Raw genomic sequence first — 15,338 nt, forward strand, 5'->3', positions numbered from 1 at the left:
CGGAGATTGGGGTCACCAAAGTTCCCTGTCAAGTGGCGGCAACCCTTGAGGCCTGAGGCGTAGCTGGAAGCTGCTGCGTTGGGGGGCGCACTCAGCACGGGCGCAGCGCCCGAGCTCATCTTTCTGCGTGCGCCCCCCTCAGGCAGGTGCGATGGAGCTGTGCGTTGTGCGACTACACCGCCGCCTCCATGGCATATGCGGATGACCGACCGATAGCGCCGCCCTGTATCAGCAAGGGCACATTGGAGACTCCATCGAGGAGAGGAAGGGGAGAGGCCTCCATGCCGAAGCTGCTCATTGCGGCGACCAGGCTGTTCAGCTCCCCATGTTCCGTCCTAGGTACCGTTGTCTTGCCGGTGCTGGGCCGCCAGGCCGCCTCGAGCGCTGGCTGCAGTGCCTGACGCTCGGCGGTGGTGAGCATATCTCCGTTGGACTTGCCCAGCTGCTGCATGGCCGAGAACAGCGCCTGCACTTCGCTGGCCTGTAGGAGCATGCCATCAGCTTCGATCGTTTCGACTCGGTGCTGGTCGCCAAGGAACCAGTTCTCGATGATGAGGGTCTCCTGTCCGCCCAACACCTTGATCGACAGATCGTTGGATCCGGTCGCACGCATCAGCCACAAGCGGTCGTGCGATACCCCGCTGAAGCGCGCGACGTCATGGTCGCCAGCCTGACTTTGAGTTTCCACGATGGTGTCGGTGCCATAGCCCGATCCCATGAGATAGGTGTCGCTGCCATCGCCACCGACCAGCCGGTCCCAGCCCTCGCCACCGTCCAGGGTGTCGTTGCCCCCGAGGCCATTGAGCGTATTCCCGCCAGAGTTACCGGTCATTACGTTGTCTGCCGCATTGCCGTTGCCGGTGAATCCATGGGAGTAGAGGAAGCTGAGGTTCTCCAGGTCCTCGCTCAACGTATAGTCCGTAGAAGCCTTTACCGTGTCGATACCCTCGCCGGCCAGCTCAACGATCCAATCGCCGGGATCGTCCACCACGTACGTGTCGTTGCCTCGCCCCCCTGTTAGGCCGTCCCGGCCTCCCTGGCCATCCAGCACGTCATCACCATCCATGCCCCACAGACGGTTGTTGCCGTAATCTCCGGTTATCACGTTGTCCAGCGCATTACCGCTTCCGTCCCCCCAGCCGCTCACCTGCAGATTCTCCAGGTGTGCGCCCAAGGTGTACCCGGAGACAGAGGTTCGCACCAGGTCAATACCCTCTCCGGCCAGCTCAACGATGACATCATCGTCTGCGCCGAGGTTGTAAACATCATTGCCTGAGCCGCCGTCGAGGTGATCGCGACCAGCACCTCCAGTGAGCTCATCGTTGCCTTCGCCACCATATAGGTAATCGTCCCCCGAGCCACCCTCAAGCACATCCGCACCGGCCAGCCCCCAAATACGATTGGCCTTCTCGTTGCCGCGAATAGTGTTTGCGGTCGAATTGCCGGTCGCGTCGATCGCATTGGTGCCGCTCAGTGTCAGATTTTCAACATTCTCACTCAGCGTGAAGGTCACAGTAGAGAACACGCTGTCGACGCCCTCCCCGGCAAGCTCGATGACCTGATCGCTGGCGTGGTCCACACTGTAGCTGTCGTTCCCCTTGCCGCCGTACATAAAATCGGCCCCGCCACCGGCATCGATCCGATCATTTCCTTCGTAGCCGTAGATCACATCGGATTTCCAGGTTCCGGTGAGATCTTCGCTGGAGGATGTGCCATTGATCAGCGATGCAGCCCCCACAATCGTGATGCTCGCGACGGCCTGCTGCCCGAATGCGTCCGTGGCGACGATGTGGACCCCGTAAGTAGAACTCCAGTCGCTTGGCGCTTGGCCGCTCAACGTGCGCGTCGTCGCGTCGAACTGCATCCATTCCGGCTGATTACGGGCCTCCCAAGTTAGCGACCCATTATCACTGAACAGATCGGCGGGGAGTGTGTAGCTGAAGATGCGGCCCGCCACTGCCGGGGCCGGCGCCAGCGTGCGATTGACGGTAGGTGCTGTGTCCAATCTTGCAAGCAGATCCTGCGTCGTCCAAGTGGTCCCATCGGCGAAAACAATTTCTTCGACTGCGCCGCCACTGAGCTCTCCGAAAGAGAGCTGATTATCCAAGGTGACGAGGTCATCAGAGCGGCCTGCGAAATGCAAGGTCAGTCCAATTTCGCCATTGCGGGTGACGACTACATCAGCCGGTGTCAGGCCTTCGCCCAGATACAGGCGATCGAATCCGCTTCCGTCCAGATCGTCATAGGGCGAGCCATAGGGCCATGCATCCATGATCGTATCGTGACCATCGCCTGCATTGAAGTGGAGGCTATCGTCACCGAAGCCACCTATGAGCGTGTCGTCACCAATTCCGCCATGCAGTTGGTCAGCGCCTTCCCCACCGCGGAGCATGTCGTCACCTGCCCCGCCATGTACGACGTCGTCCCCCAGGCCCGCACGAATGTTATCTCCGGCCGAACCGCCAGTGATGGTGTCATCCCCACCCATTCCATAGATGAACTCACCGTTGTCGCCACCGATCATCACCTCGGAGGCAGCAGTTCCCACGCGCGACTGTTCGGGTTCGCCGGTCTGGATGGCGTTTGCAACCACGTGGGCGTAGAAGTCGTCGGCAAGCATGACGCTACCATCGGCAAATTCGACGCGATCTATCTCGCCCGAGCTGGTGACAGACGCCTCGGTATTGCCGAGCGCGGTATAGATATTGAAGACATCGTCGGTGCCCTTTATGCGGATGCTGAGGGATAGCCCGGTAAACATGTTGGTACCAAGGACAAACTCCAGATCAGACAGCGCTATACCGGGGCCAAGCCGCAGGGTGTCGGTACCATCATGGGTCCCGTAGCGCACCCAATCCACCTGGTTGCCACGTTGGAACAGGTAGGTGTCGTCCCCATCGCTACCACTCAAGTTGTCTTCGCCGGCACCGCCATCCATCAGCGCAGCGCCGTTACGTGCGTCTAGCGTGTCATTACCGTCACCACCGTACAGCGTGTTGCTACCTTCATCACCGAAGAGGAAGTCATCGCCGTCTCCGCCGCGTAGGATGTCGTCATCCCTCCCCCCACTGAGCCAGTCGTTACCGGCCCCACCATCGAGAACGTCAGCGCCCGCCTGGCCTGACAGGGAATCATCACCTTCCCCCCCCGCTAGGGAATCCGGGGTTTCGTACCCAACCAGGACGTCATCACCAGAAGTGGGTTGGATCAGGGCTTCGCGGATCCATTGCTGAGTCAACACGCGGCCGTCATGGAAGTAGATGGAGGGCGCACTGCCCTCTTCCGCCTGCATGTAACTACGCAACGTCAGGGACCACTCGCTATTGCCAGGCATGCTGATGATCAGGTCATCACCACTGCGCTTCACAGCCACATGATCGAAGTCGATATCCGAAGCGAGGCGGATGATGCTGTCCGAATCACGGTCGTCGATGACATCATGTCCCGCGTCAACTTCGAAACGGTAGGCGTCCAGTCCCGCGCCACCCTGAAGAGTATCGTTGCCTGCACCACCCTCGAGAGTGTCGTTCCCGTCTCCGCCCATCAGCTGGTCGCTCCCCGCACCACCGCGAAGAACATCATCGCCCGTGCCGCCGTCCAGATAGTCCCATCCGTAGCCGCCCAGCAGGATGTCCGCGCCATCATCGCCGATCAAGCCATCGTCACCGTCTCCGCCCATCAGCGCGTCATTGCCCTCGCCTCCCTGCAGCGTATCCCCGCCAGCGCCCCCATCCAGAACGTCATTGCCACTGCCCCCGCCAAGGTAGTCCCAGCCTTCGTCTCCGTAGAGTCGATCATTGCCTTCGCCGCCCTCGAGGCGATCATCTCCACGTCCGCCGTTGAGCACGTCATCACCTACGTCACCGTTTAACGCGTCGCCGCCGTCGCCACCGTTGAGCACATCATTGCCCGTGCCGCCAGACAGTTCGTCGTAGCCCGCGTCGCCCGACAAGGTGTCGTTTCCGTCATCGCCGAACAGCCGGTCATCATCGTCGCCGCCAGATAGGCGGTCGTCACCGGCATCGCCACGCAGTTGGTCGATGCCCCCTCCGCCGTTGAGGCTGTCATTGCCGCTTCCACCGAACAGGGCGTCGTTACCCTCGCCGCCGTAGAGCTGGTCATTGCCGCCGTTGCCCTGGAGGCGATCATCACCCTCCCCGCCATCCAGAAAGTCGTTTCCATGGAGGGCTTCAGGCGTGAACCAATCATCTCCGAATAGATCGTCGTTTCCGGCCCCACCAGACAGTGTGTCGTTCCCCTCGTTGCCTATCAGGAGGTCCTGGCCAGCGCCGCCATCCAGTTCATCGTTGCCGGTAGGACCAGGCGAATACACTGGATCGTCCAGACTGTCGTTGAGTCGATCTCCCCACAACTCGTCATTGCCGTCGCCGCCACTCAAGATATCGGCACCACCCTGCCCGTAGATGAGGTCGTTGCCTGCACCACCATCGATGATGTCGGCCCCCGCAATATTCGCGAGGTTCGAGACGTCGCCCAGCACGTACATCAAACTTGGATTCATGGCGGTTAGGACATCGCCAAGGATGAGGTCGTCGTCATCGCCACCATTGATGAGATCCGCATCATGGCCACCAATCAGTACATCACTCCCCGATCCACCATCGATTACGTCGTCTCCTTCGCCTGAAGCTACGGTATCGGCACCCGCGCCAGCATCAATGACATCCCTACCATTGCGATACTGGTTCGCGTCAAGCGATCCCCAGATACCTGTGCCGCTAAAACCCCATGCATAGACTTCCAAGCCCCCCAGCCGGCCAAGCCTGTCACTCGGATCGAAAGCCTGGTCGTTCTTGTACTTAGCAAACCATCCATTGCCATACGCATGGACAGGTCGCCCGGCATACTGGCTTTGGAAGTACTCCAGTGACATACCCATCTCTTCGGCGGTGCGCCAGTTCATTGCGAACGAGCCGTTCAGGATGATGTCGTTTCCACTGCCGGCGGTAATGTGATTCTCGCCCGGCCCGCCTAGCAGCAGATCGTCACCACCGCCCCCGTCGATGTAGTCATCGCCGTAGCCGCCATCGATACCGTCATTTCCCTCCAGGCCCCGGATATTGTCATCACCGCTGGCGACGCTATTTGAATCGCCATCGCGACCTACAAGGTCATCGCCATTGGTTTCCGTGATCGGGTTCTCCGGAGTTCCGGGCTGATTGTAGGTGGGTAGAGTGATCCCTAGATGTCCGTCGACCCACTTTTCCACCACGATGCGGCTGTTGGTTGCACGGTGCACGATAATCAGCGATCGCGTTCCATCCTCATTGAGTGCACCGAGCAGCAGGTTGAACTTGTCATCTGCAGTTCTCCAATAGAAGCCCTGCGCACCATATCTGTGCACCGCGCCACTGCCGAGATCGGTACCGAACGCCGCGCCATTGAACAGGATGACACCCTGCCCATCGTCATCTACGATGATGTCGCGGGTGGCGCCTTCGGCAAAATCCTCATCTTTGAAATCATAGGTGTCCACCCCGCTTCCACCGTACAATCGGTCATTGCCGGTGCCACCCCACAGTTCATCGTTGTGGTCTCCACCCTCCAGCACATCATCGCCGCCGTGCCCATCCAATATGTCATTGCCGGTACCACCGCCCAGGACGTCTGCGAGCGCATCGCCGTACAGACCGTCGCTTCCACTGCCGCCACCGATGATGTTTGATTTCCCGGCAATTCCGAACACTTGGTCGTTTCCAAGAGTGCCGAACAGTGCTGCAAGCTCGGTTCCATCAAACTGCTGGAAGCCCTGCCCATAGAGCTGATAGCAGCGCTCGACCATATAGCGCATCTCACTGTCACCGAATATCCGCTGGAAGCCGGCCGATGCAGAATCCTCGAATGCGTCTTCTACCAGCCCGACTATTCCGGTCGCGGTCAAAAGTGGGCCGAGATACGGGAAGCGGCCTAGGGTCGCATCGATTAAGGTACCGACGACTCCCATAGTGAGCACTGTCGCCATCGTGCTGTAGTCGCCATCGCGCGCAGCAATGATGAGGTCGCCGACGTCCAGCGCGGTCTGGATTGCACCTCCTGTAATACCGACCATCTCGCCAATGGTGCCGGCTGTTCCAGGGAGTTTGATTGCCGTCGCCTGATCAAGAATGCCAAGCACATCACTAAGCTTGTCGACGTGCAGGCGTCCATCATCGTGGATGCGCTCCACGATGTTCTCGAAGCTATCAAGATAGTTCGCTTGCAGCGATTGCCATGCCGGATCGCCGGCGAGATCGGGGATCTGCCCGAACATGCGGACCAGCTCGATGGCCTGTGCACTTGCCCGTGCATAGGCTTCATTGATGCGCAGAGCGACCTCTTCATCGGGCGAACTATTGCCGAGAGCCGAAATCTCTATTCCGGCTTGTTTCAACTCCCGTCCGTACAATGCCGCCAACTGACGGGACAGGCCAACCAAGAGTGACTGCATCTGCACTGCCGTGTACGTCATTTTCTTTCCTTGGAGTCGAGATGGAAATGCGATCGGACCGATTGAAACGGAATGCAGCCATTGCCGGCTATGAAGTGATGATCATAGATACGGGCTCTTGTGAGAATGGCGCGAGGCCGGTGCGTGTGCGCGCGGCGGCGCGACGGACGTTCAGACCAGGCATGTGACTCGAACCAGAGCCATAGCGGGGGCAAAACCAGCACATTGCATGCCGGTGATATTGAACAGAATCAATGCCTTCCCCTCTTTTTCATCGTGGCAACCCCTGTCTCCCCGGCGCATATTTGCATGCTGGCTGCGTACTCGGCAATGGGGAGATTCTGCAGGCGTTGGTCGTGATCAGTCCGCCAGTTACTGACCTAATGTTGCAGGGCTTCGACTGCACAAGTTTGACGAGGTAAACACCGCACCCTGCGTGACCACCTCCACACGCATCCCGAGCCCAGGAAGACCGCTGACACTCTCTGACACCGCTGCATGCAGATCCAGCATCGCCTCGACCGCACAATCCATGCATAGCCAAAGACTCGACCTAGGTGGCGGGCCGATGGTAGCTGAGCACATCCCCATCCCGGCTACCGCCGCTACTATCCTATTTGCCCGCCGCCGTAGCCCCAGTCACCAAGCTGATCGCGTCTTCGGAGGTGGATGTGTGATTTGCCGGGCAATGTAGGGCGCGGCATCGGGCTCACAGCAGCTGTCCAATACGGGCCAGAAGATGGGCGCCCCTCTACCCCCGATAAACATCCCTTATCACGAGTCGCGCGGCGCGCGCGCTCAGCAGAATTTGATTCAATTAACGTGACGCGTCACGCCCAATCGCCCACCCATTGGCGCCCACCCCTCCCCCACTATAGTTCCACCCCTCACAAGGACGAGGCGGCACACATGCCCTATATCGGAATCGGACTCCACGTACTGGCAGCCATCTACTTCGCGGTGCACGCCATCCGCTCGGGCCAGAGCCTCTACTGGCTCATCCTGCTCTTCTCGTTCCCGCTGCTCGGCAGCATCGTCTACTTCCTGGCGATCTACTTCCCGGAAGCCCGCAACTCGCGCGGCGCGCGGCAGGCAATCCGCTCCGCCAAGCAACTCATGGACCCGGGCCAGGACCTGCGCAACGCGCGTGCCGAACTGGCGCGTACGCCCACCGTGCAGAATCGGGTTCGCCTGGGCATGACGCTGCTGGATGCCGGCCAGGCCGAGGAAGCCAGAACCCTGCTAGAGCAGGCAGCCAGCTCGCCGCTGGGCGACGATCCCTACATTCTGACCGGCCTGGCGCGTGCCCACCTCGATTCCGGCCAGCCCGCGCTTGCGGCGGAGACGCTGGACGGTCTGTTCGCCCGCCATCCGGATGTGCGCCGCAAGCCGGAACAGACCCTGCTTTACGCGCAGGCACTGGCGGCTGCCCAAGCGCCCGGCACCCGTGCCGCGTTCGAGCGAGCCGTGGAATGCGGAAACGATGCCGCCGCCCGCTGCCTGTACGCCGAGTGGTTGATGGCACAGCCGCAGCCCGACGATCGTGAGCAGGCCCGCAGCCTGTTCGCCAGCATCATCGATGATGCCCAGCACTGGTCGCGGCATGCGCGCAGCCACAATGCCGTGTGGTTGGAACGCACCAAGGTTGCGTTGAAGGGCTACTGACGCCTGGCGGCCTTTGGCGATCCTGTCGCATCCGCCTCGTTCACGGCCTCGCCGGGCGGATGCCGACAGCACGCAGGACTGCACCACCGACATCGCCGATAGCCTTGCAGGGCATGGCTCCCGCCTCATTGCGCCTCATGCAACGATTCTGAAAATGTTGAAAGTGGTGACGGCATCGGCCTTACTGCATTGGCATCACGCATAGGTCCGCGTATTCCTTGCTGTGCCACCGTGCATCGGTGGTCGGGATTCGAAACCCCGGTTCTACGCTGAAGTAAACGCTTGCCAGCCGGCATCACCCATCAGGTGGTGCCGGCTGGCAATCCGTCGGCCGGCTATGGCGGGCGGTGCGCGGAGGCCTTGTGCCTGCCGGTTTTAGCGTAGACCGGGTTTCGAACCTCGCACCGTCCGCCACCTTTATCGGTGGCGGCTTCTGCATGCACGCAAGGAGCCCAGCCGTGACCCAGCCCCACTCCCCTGCCCCGCATCCGATCCACGACGTGTCCGCCAACGGTCCTGCCTTGGACCCGAACACGCTCATCGCCCTGCTGCACAGCATCGGCGCCGGCGCCGCATCCGATGGTCAGCCCTGGCCAGAGCACCATCAGATGCCCGGCCGACGCATCGCCCTGGCAGATACCGATTGCTCGCTGGCCGGGCTACGCGTGGTCCTGGAGATCCTGCTGGCCGCACAGCGCGCCCGCGAGAACGGCGAACTGGAGCAGTACGTCGGCCCGCGGGTCATGGAAGGCCTGATCATGGCCGGAATGGGACTCGCCGCGCACGCCAGCGCGCGCCTGCAGCCGGAGGGCTGAGTGGCGTGGCACCGCTGGGCGGCCGTGGCGCTGTGCATCGCCTCATTGGTTGCGGCACAGCGTCAGTTGTCGGCGCGCCTCATGCCCTCGCCTCTCGCGTTCAAGAGCACCTCCGGTGAGCGCTATTCGCAGCTGCGTCGCCAGGCGATCCAGTTCGTCGAGGCACGGCCGAGGCAGGGCTTCCAGTTCGTCGAACGGCATGAAGACGGCGCTTTCCAGATTCTCTGCAGAGGCGTTCCGGTGCTGTGGCTGGAGAGGCGCTCTCAGCATTTGCTGATGCAGGCAACACGGGATGTGGAACAGCGAGCGCCCGACGTTCTGCAGCTACGGGCGCTGCTGCAACGGCAGCTGCAGCCATTGGACTACCTGGAACAAGTGCTTGCTGGTGTGCCGGAGCCCGTTTTGATGGATCGGATGCTGGGGGTTCTCGCTGGTGGAGTACCTGATGGGGCGCGATGTGTGACGGAATAGCCGAGCATGGCTCGGCTCTACAAGGGCGCAACCACGTTCGGTTCGGGTTCTTGTATGGAGCCCTCAAGCAGGGCGACATAAGTGTCCAGGCGGGTGCGCAGGCCGATCAGCATCCAGCCCACGGCGTACAACAGCACCATACCGAAGATCAGCAGTGCACTAAGTAGGCTGATGTCAAATGCACTTGCCCAGTCGCCCCATTTCCATTCACGGAACTGCAGGTAGAACGCGATCAGCAGCGGGAATGGACCAAGCCTCTGCAGACCGCCATACATCATGCCCATGCGTTCGATCATGTTGGTGCGCAAGGTGCTGACGAACTTGAGTCGCCGCTCGCGCTCGACCCTGGGGAAGCAGCGGAGGTCAGTAATCACGACTTGCCAATGAGCGAACTCAGTGTCCATTTCCTGGGCGTGCGAGAGCCGCGGTTGGCTGAACTGGCGGATACCCCTGCGGGCCGCAAGAATGCCGGCCACAACGAAACTACTGAGCTCCACCACGAGGCATGCCGTGACGAACGGAGAAGTAACAGTGAGCGGAACCCATCGATCCGGCAGCTGACTACTGAGCACGCCGACGACGGCGGCCACTATTCCGGCGCGGAACGACCACGTCTCGATCCTGCCGGCCTTCGGATAGATACTGTGCTCGGCCAGCCCCTGCACCCGCTGGTAGAGCCAGTGGAATGTCAGTTCCTGCGAATCGGTCTTTGCCGGAGGATCGAATCCGTCTCCTGCCTGCATGTCCATTGCGCCCCCTTGCCCGCCGGCGCGGATGCCGGCGGTCTCATCGTACCCGAGCGCGCTTCGGATAGCGCCTCAGCGGGAATCACATACCCAGCTCAGACAACCCCGGATGATCATCCGGGCGACGCCCCAGCGGCCAATGGAACTTGCGGTCGCTTTCCTTGATCGGCAGGTCGTTGATGCACGAGAAGCGGCGCTGCATCAGGCCATCGGCGCCGAATTCCCAGTTCTCGTTTCCATAGGAACGGAGCCAGTTGCCGGAGTCGTCGTGCCATTCGTACGCGTAGCGGACAGCAATGCGGTTTTCGGTAAAGGCCCAGAGCTCCTTGATCAGGCGGTACTCGAGCTCCTTGTTCCATTTGCGTGCCAGGAACTGCCGGGCTTCCTCCCGGCCATTGGTGAATTCGGCACGGTTACGCCACTGGGTGTCGAGCGAATAGGCAAGCGACACCTTGTCGGCATCGCGGGAATTCCAGCCATCCTCGGCGAGACGCACTTTCTGGGTGGCCGATTCAAGGGTGAACGGTGGAAGCGGCGGACGGGGTTGTTCAGCGGACACGGGGAGACCTCCAATCGAAATGGACACACGGGTTGCTTCAAAGGATCTGGCGTACTCAGGCGCTAACGCTTGGCCTGTTCCAGCAACAGCTTCGCGACATCCTTCGCGGTATCTGCGGCGCCGTAATCACCCATCACGCGCGACAGGGTGATGGCGCCTTCCATCAGGACCAGCAGTTGACGGGCCAGTACCGCCGGCTGCTCCACATCCAGTTGTCCGGCAAGTTCCAATGTGTAATCGAGCAGCTTCTGCTTGTGATCACGCGCGATCTGCCGGATCGGATCGGCCGGGTCGCCGACCTCGCCCGCGGTATTGATGAACGCACAACCGCGATAGCCCTCGGACTGGAACCAGCTCTTGAGCACGGTGAACATGCCGAGGATCCGCGCTTCCGGAGTGTCCGCCTTGTCGCACTCCTGCCGGAACCAGGCCAGCCAACGCACATCGCGCGCCCTGAGCGCAGCAGCGGCCACCTCGTCCTTGTTCTGGAAATGGCGGTAGATGCTCTTCCGCGCCACGCCCGAGGTCTTCACCAGCAGGTCCATGCCGGTGGCGTGGATCCCGTTCTGGTAGATCAGTGCCTCGGCCGTGGCCAGGATCTTCTGTTGGGTGTCGGTGGTGGCCTTGCTCATGGCCACAAGGTGGAACGATCATTCTCCCTCGTCAACAGGCGGTGGCGGGCGATTCGTGCGAGCACATCGGTGCAAGACGATCTATCAAGAAATCCGGACAGTGCATCACCCGGACGCCTGATTGCAGGCGCAAAGTACGTCTCACCACCCACCCATGAGAGTTCCCGCATGAATACCCTCGCCCGCTCACTGGCCGTTGCCGCCCTCGCCCTCTCGGTCCAGGCCGGCCTGTCCGCACAGGCCGCCAAGCCGGCCAAGCCGGCGGCGGTCACCGCCATCGCGCGCACCGCCAGCTACATCACCACCGCCGATGGCGTGCAGCTGTACTACAAGGACTGGGGTCCGAAGGACGGCCCGGTCGTGACCTTCAGCCACGGCTGGCCGTTGAATTCGGACAGCTGGGAATCGCAGATGCTCTTCCTGGCCAATCATGGCTACCGCGTGATCGCGCATGACCGTCGTGGCCACGGTCGTTCCAGCCAGCCGTGGGACGGCAACGATATGGATCACTACGCTGATGACCTGGCCACGGTGATCAATACGTTGGACCTGCACGATGTGACCCTGGTGGGTTTCTCTACCGGTGGCGGCGAGGTGGCGCGCTACATCGGCCGGCATGGCACCGGGCGAGTGAAGAAGGCCGTGCTGATCAGCTCGGTGCCGCCGTTCATGCTGAAGAGCGCCGACAACCCCAACGGCCTGCCGATCGAAGTGTTCGATGGCATCCGCAAGGCACAGATGGACAACCGCGCCCAGTTGTACAAGGACATTCCGTCGGGCCCGTTCTATGGCTTCAACCGCCCGGGCGCGAAGGTGTCGCAGGGGCTGATCGATGCGTGGTGGGCGCAGGGCATGCAGGGCGGCCACAAGAACACCTACGATTCGATCGCTGCGTTCTCGGCCACCGACTTCCGCGCGGACCTGAAGAAGTTCGATGTGCCAACGCTGGTCATCCACGGTGATGACGACCAGATCGTACCGATCGATATCTCGGGCCGCCAGTCGGCAAAGCTGATCAAGGGCGCCAGGCTGATTGTCTACCCGGGTGCGCCGCATGGCCTGACCGACACCCACAAGGGCAAGGTCAACCAGGACTTGCTGACGTTCCTGCAGGAAAAGTGAGCAACAGGGGGCTCCGGCACTGCGCCGGAGCCCGTTTCATCCTGCAGGGTGCCGCCTCCATGCGGCCCTTTTCGTGTCGGACATCGGCAGCCGGGCATGGCTCGGCTCCGCACAGGTCCCCGCAAAGACGAACTCAGTCCGCCCCGCCCCGTGCGTTGCGCCGCAGGGACTGCGGGGGCTGGCCGAAGGCGCGCAGGAACGCTCTTCGCATGCGTTCGGTGTCAACGAAGCCCGTTTCGGCCGCGACTTCATCCATCGTGTAGCGGCTCTGCTCGATCAGCACGCGAGCGGCCTCCACGCGCAGGCTCTCCACCGCCTTCGCAGGGGATTGCCCGGTTTCTTCGCGGAACGCGCGACTGAACTGACGGGTGCTGAGATGTGCGGCCTGGGCCAGTTCTTCAACCGACAAGGTGGCGCGCAGGTTGCCACGCGCGAAGGTCAGCGCATTCTGGATGCGATCGGACCGGGCATCCAGCTCGAGCAGCACCGAATGCTGGGACTGCCCGCCTCCACGGCGGTGGTAGACCACCAGCTTCCGGGCCACCGCCCTGGACAACTCCGCACCGAAGTCGTTCTCGATCATGCCAAGCGCCAGGTCCAGCCCCGCGCTCATGCCGGCGGAAGTCCAGATCGGGCCATCGGTGATGAAGATGCGATCTTCCTCCACCTGCGCGGCGGGAAAGCGCTGCTTGAGCGCACGGGCGTGGAACCAGTGCGTGGTGGCGCGCCGCCCGTCCAGCAGCCCCGTTTCGCCAAGAATGAAGGCGCCTGTGCAAACTGACGCGGTCCGTCGCGTGCGCGTGGCCCCCTGGCGGATCAGCTCGATCAGCGTGCCGGTGGACGGGGCTGGCTCCAGCAGGCCGGCCACGATCAGAGTATCCAGCGGCTGCTGAGCCAGCGGCGCCGTCTGCATGGCCATGCCAAGCGAGCTGGATACCAGCCCGCCCTGTTCGGAGAGCATGTGCAGATCGTAAAGGCGCGCGCCTTCGGTGGCATTTGCCAGTTCGAAGGCGGACGCAGCTGCGATCGCCATGGTCTGGAACCCGGATGGCAGGACAAATCCAACACTGAGCATGACGGTTTTTCAGGGGTGGCCGTAAGCGAGGTATATACGACATTTACGCCATTCACAAGCCGGCCTAGATTTGGCCCTGACCCCGGCGACGCCCGCCGCTTCGGACTGACCACCGTGAACAACCCTACCCCTCAAGGCACCGCTCTCATCACCGGCGCATCGTCAGGCATCGGCGCGGTCTATGCCGATCGCCTGGCCCGCGCCGGATACGACCTGATCCTGGTTGCGCGACGCGGCGACCGCCTGCGCCAACTGGCCGAAGCACTGGCCCGCAGCACCGGCCGCGCAGTGGACATTGTCGCGGCCGACCTGACCACCTCCGACGGGCTTGCCGAAGTTGAGAAGGTCATTCGAGACCGAGCGGATATCCGACTGCTGGTCAACAATGCCGGCATCGGCGCAACGGCTCCCCTGCTGCAGTCGGACATCGGCGAGATGGAGCGTATGATCACGCTCAACGTAAACGCCGCGATGCGCCTGGCCTACGCCGCCGCCCCGGTGTTCGTGGCCCATGGCCGGGGCACGATCATCAACATCGCCTCCATCGTCGCATTGGCGCCCGAGCTGCTCAACGGCGTCTACGCGGGAAGCAAGGCGTTCGTTCTGGCGTTTTCGCAGTCGCTCCACCATGAGCTGGCCGACAAGGGCGTGCGCGTCCAGGTTGTGCTGCCGGGGGCCACCGCAACGGACTTCTGGCACCTCTCCGGCCTGCCGGTGGAGCACTTGCCGCAGGGCATCGTGATGAGCGCCGAGGACATGGTGGATGCATCCCTGGCCGGGCTGGCACAGGGCGAACGTGTGACCATTCCGGCGCTTCCGGACATCGCTGAGTGGGACGCCTTCGAGCATGCACGCAAAGCCATGGCACCGGGGCTTTCGCGTGCGCAGCCGGCACAGCGCTATATGAGCAGGGTCTGACCGGCAAACGGGTTGCAGATGCCCGGTGCAGGGGATGGAGCGATGGCCGGGCGGCGTTGCGTTGAGCGCTACGCTCCCCGCCCTGCTGATTGTTAACGCGTGTTGCCTGAAGGTTTGACGCCACGTTGCCCCGCCCTTGATGGGGCCGCTCACAGCGCACTCCTATGCTGGGCCGGCCACCTGAGGGGTGGTGATCAACCTGGAGATTCACCATGCAACGCGATCAGAAAGACCTCCCCCACCCGGACGCGGAAGCGCAGCACCCCGATCCTGTCAGCCCGCTGCAGGCAAAGCTGCACAACCACCGCAATCATGACGAAGCGCTGCAGGAAACCTTCCCTGCCAGTGATCCGATCTCCCCCTTCGTCGCCGCGCCAACGCCGGAAGAGCAGGCCAAGCGCCTGGGTGAGCGGGTCAGGCTGCCAGATCGTCGAACGGATGAGGAGGCCGCGGGAGGTGACGAGTGATCCGGCGCGGCTTCGCCCGGGTCGCGGCCGCGACGGCACGATTGTCCGGCAGCCTGGGCGCATTCGTCGCGGCGCTGGGGGTCATCATCACCTGGGCCGCCAGCGGGCCGGCCTTCCACTTCAATGATACGTGGCAACTGGTGGTGAACACGGGAACGACCATCGTGACCTTCCTGATGGTGTTCCTGATCCAGCATACGCAGAATGCCGATACGGCCGCGCTGCACATCAAGCTGGATGAACTGATCCGGGTCAGCAAGGACGCCAACCAGGAGTTGTTGAACCTGGAGTCGATGGAACCGGCGCACCTTGAAGAGATTCGCCAGCGTTACGAGGCACTGGCGAAGACCGCTGCAGACATCAAGTCCAAGAAGGAACGCCGCATGCCCTGCGAGGCGGATGCGGCCGCCGAAGCCTGAG

General features: G+C 62.1%; 12 protein-coding genes. 7 read left to right on the forward strand and 5 right to left on the reverse strand.

Going from position 1 to position 15,338, the window contains the following annotated elements; all coding sequences use genetic code 11:
* Positions 1 to 172: 172 nt before the first annotated feature.
* Positions 173 to 6,469 carry a calcium-binding protein gene (locus AC5P9N_RS02150; protein ID WP_164212693.1) on the reverse strand — a complete coding sequence of 2,099 codons (6,297 nt, stop codon included), beginning with the start codon at positions 6,467 to 6,469 and terminating at the stop codon, positions 173 to 175.
* An 888-nt stretch (positions 6,470 to 7,357) separates the two neighbouring features.
* Between AC5P9N_RS02150 and AC5P9N_RS02155 the strand changes: the two genes are divergently transcribed.
* The 3 genes from AC5P9N_RS02155 to AC5P9N_RS02165 all read left to right on the forward strand — a co-directional run bounded on the left by AC5P9N_RS02155 (position 7,358) and on the right by AC5P9N_RS02165 (position 9,399).
* A complete protein-coding gene (locus tag AC5P9N_RS02155) occupies positions 7,358 to 8,113 on the forward strand; it encodes a tetratricopeptide repeat protein (protein WP_099484619.1) in 756 nt (251 codons plus the stop codon).
* 458 nt (positions 8,114 to 8,571) lie between these two features.
* The gene (locus AC5P9N_RS02160) at positions 8,572 to 8,928 is read left to right on the forward strand and encodes a hypothetical protein (RefSeq protein ID WP_099484620.1); all 357 of its coding nucleotides are present in this window, start codon (positions 8,572 to 8,574) and stop codon (positions 8,926 to 8,928) included.
* Complete coding sequence (locus tag AC5P9N_RS02165; RefSeq protein ID WP_049450666.1) at positions 8,929 to 9,399, forward strand: hypothetical protein; 471 nt, start codon at positions 8,929 to 8,931, stop codon at positions 9,397 to 9,399.
* A 17-nt stretch (positions 9,400 to 9,416) separates the two neighbouring features.
* Here the strand turns inward: AC5P9N_RS02165 and AC5P9N_RS02170 are convergent, their stop codons facing one another.
* The 3 genes from AC5P9N_RS02170 to AC5P9N_RS02180 form a co-directional block, all read right to left on the reverse strand.
* A complete protein-coding gene (locus AC5P9N_RS02170) occupies positions 9,417 to 10,148 on the reverse strand; it encodes a hypothetical protein (protein ID WP_099484621.1) in 732 nt (243 codons plus the stop codon).
* A 79-nt stretch (positions 10,149 to 10,227) separates the two neighbouring features.
* On the reverse strand, positions 10,228 to 10,704 hold the full coding sequence (locus AC5P9N_RS02175) for a nuclear transport factor 2 family protein (RefSeq protein WP_099484622.1): 477 nt from the start codon (positions 10,702 to 10,704) through the stop codon (positions 10,228 to 10,230).
* Between the two features lie 62 nt (positions 10,705 to 10,766).
* Entirely contained in the window at positions 10,767 to 11,336 is a 570-nt protein-coding gene (locus AC5P9N_RS02180; RefSeq protein WP_005409679.1) for a TetR/AcrR family transcriptional regulator, read from the reverse strand.
* 168 nt (positions 11,337 to 11,504) lie between these two features.
* Here AC5P9N_RS02180 and AC5P9N_RS02185 point away from each other — a divergent pair, with 168 nt between their 5' ends.
* On the forward strand, positions 11,505 to 12,458 hold the full coding sequence (locus tag AC5P9N_RS02185; protein ID WP_208180439.1) for an alpha/beta fold hydrolase: 954 nt from the start codon (positions 11,505 to 11,507) through the stop codon (positions 12,456 to 12,458).
* 133 nt (positions 12,459 to 12,591) lie between these two features.
* Here AC5P9N_RS02185 and AC5P9N_RS02190 read toward each other — a convergent pair whose 3' ends face one another.
* Positions 12,592 to 13,491 carry a GlxA family transcriptional regulator gene (locus tag AC5P9N_RS02190; protein WP_239498881.1) on the reverse strand — a complete coding sequence of 300 codons (900 nt, stop codon included), beginning with the start codon at positions 13,489 to 13,491 and terminating at the stop codon, positions 12,592 to 12,594.
* 156 nt (positions 13,492 to 13,647) lie between these two features.
* On the opposite strand from AC5P9N_RS02190, the gene AC5P9N_RS02195 reads away from it, so the two are divergent.
* From AC5P9N_RS02195 to AC5P9N_RS02205, 3 genes are all read left to right on the forward strand, one after another.
* Complete coding sequence (locus tag AC5P9N_RS02195) at positions 13,648 to 14,451, forward strand: SDR family NAD(P)-dependent oxidoreductase (RefSeq protein WP_049450745.1); 804 nt, start codon at positions 13,648 to 13,650, stop codon at positions 14,449 to 14,451.
* 212 nt (positions 14,452 to 14,663) lie between these two features.
* Positions 14,664 to 14,918, forward strand: a complete 255-nt coding sequence (locus tag AC5P9N_RS02200; protein WP_099484624.1) for a hypothetical protein — start codon at positions 14,664 to 14,666, stop codon at positions 14,916 to 14,918.
* Complete coding sequence (locus AC5P9N_RS02205; RefSeq protein WP_495223804.1) at positions 14,915 to 15,337, forward strand: low affinity iron permease family protein; 423 nt, start codon at positions 14,915 to 14,917, stop codon at positions 15,335 to 15,337. Before AC5P9N_RS02200 ends, AC5P9N_RS02205 begins: the two co-directional genes overlap by 4 nt.
* The last annotated feature ends 1 nt before the right edge of the window (position 15,338 follow it).

Source organism: Stenotrophomonas sp. YJH_SMC_6 (genome assembly GCF_059371335.1).

Excerpts from the sequence above, each read along its gene's own strand:
- AC5P9N_RS02150 (WP_164212693.1), bottom strand. The coding sequence starts at position 6,469 with ATGACGTACACGGCAGTGCAGATGCAGTCACTCTTGGTTGGCCTGTCC.
- AC5P9N_RS02155 (WP_099484619.1), top strand. The coding sequence starts at position 7,358 with ATGCCCTATATCGGAATCGGACTCCACGTACTGGCAGCCATCTACTTC.
- AC5P9N_RS02170 (WP_099484621.1), bottom strand. The coding sequence starts at position 10,148 with ATGGACATGCAGGCAGGAGACGGATTCGATCCTCCGGCAAAGACCGAT.
- AC5P9N_RS02180 (WP_005409679.1), bottom strand. The coding sequence starts at position 11,336 with ATGAGCAAGGCCACCACCGACACCCAACAGAAGATCCTGGCCACGGCC.
- AC5P9N_RS02185 (WP_208180439.1), top strand. The coding sequence starts at position 11,505 with ATGAATACCCTCGCCCGCTCACTGGCCGTTGCCGCCCTCGCCCTCTCG.
- AC5P9N_RS02190 (WP_239498881.1), bottom strand. The coding sequence starts at position 13,491 with ATGGCGATCGCAGCTGCGTCCGCCTTCGAACTGGCAAATGCCACCGAA.
- AC5P9N_RS02200 (WP_099484624.1), top strand. The coding sequence starts at position 14,664 with ATGCAACGCGATCAGAAAGACCTCCCCCACCCGGACGCGGAAGCGCAG.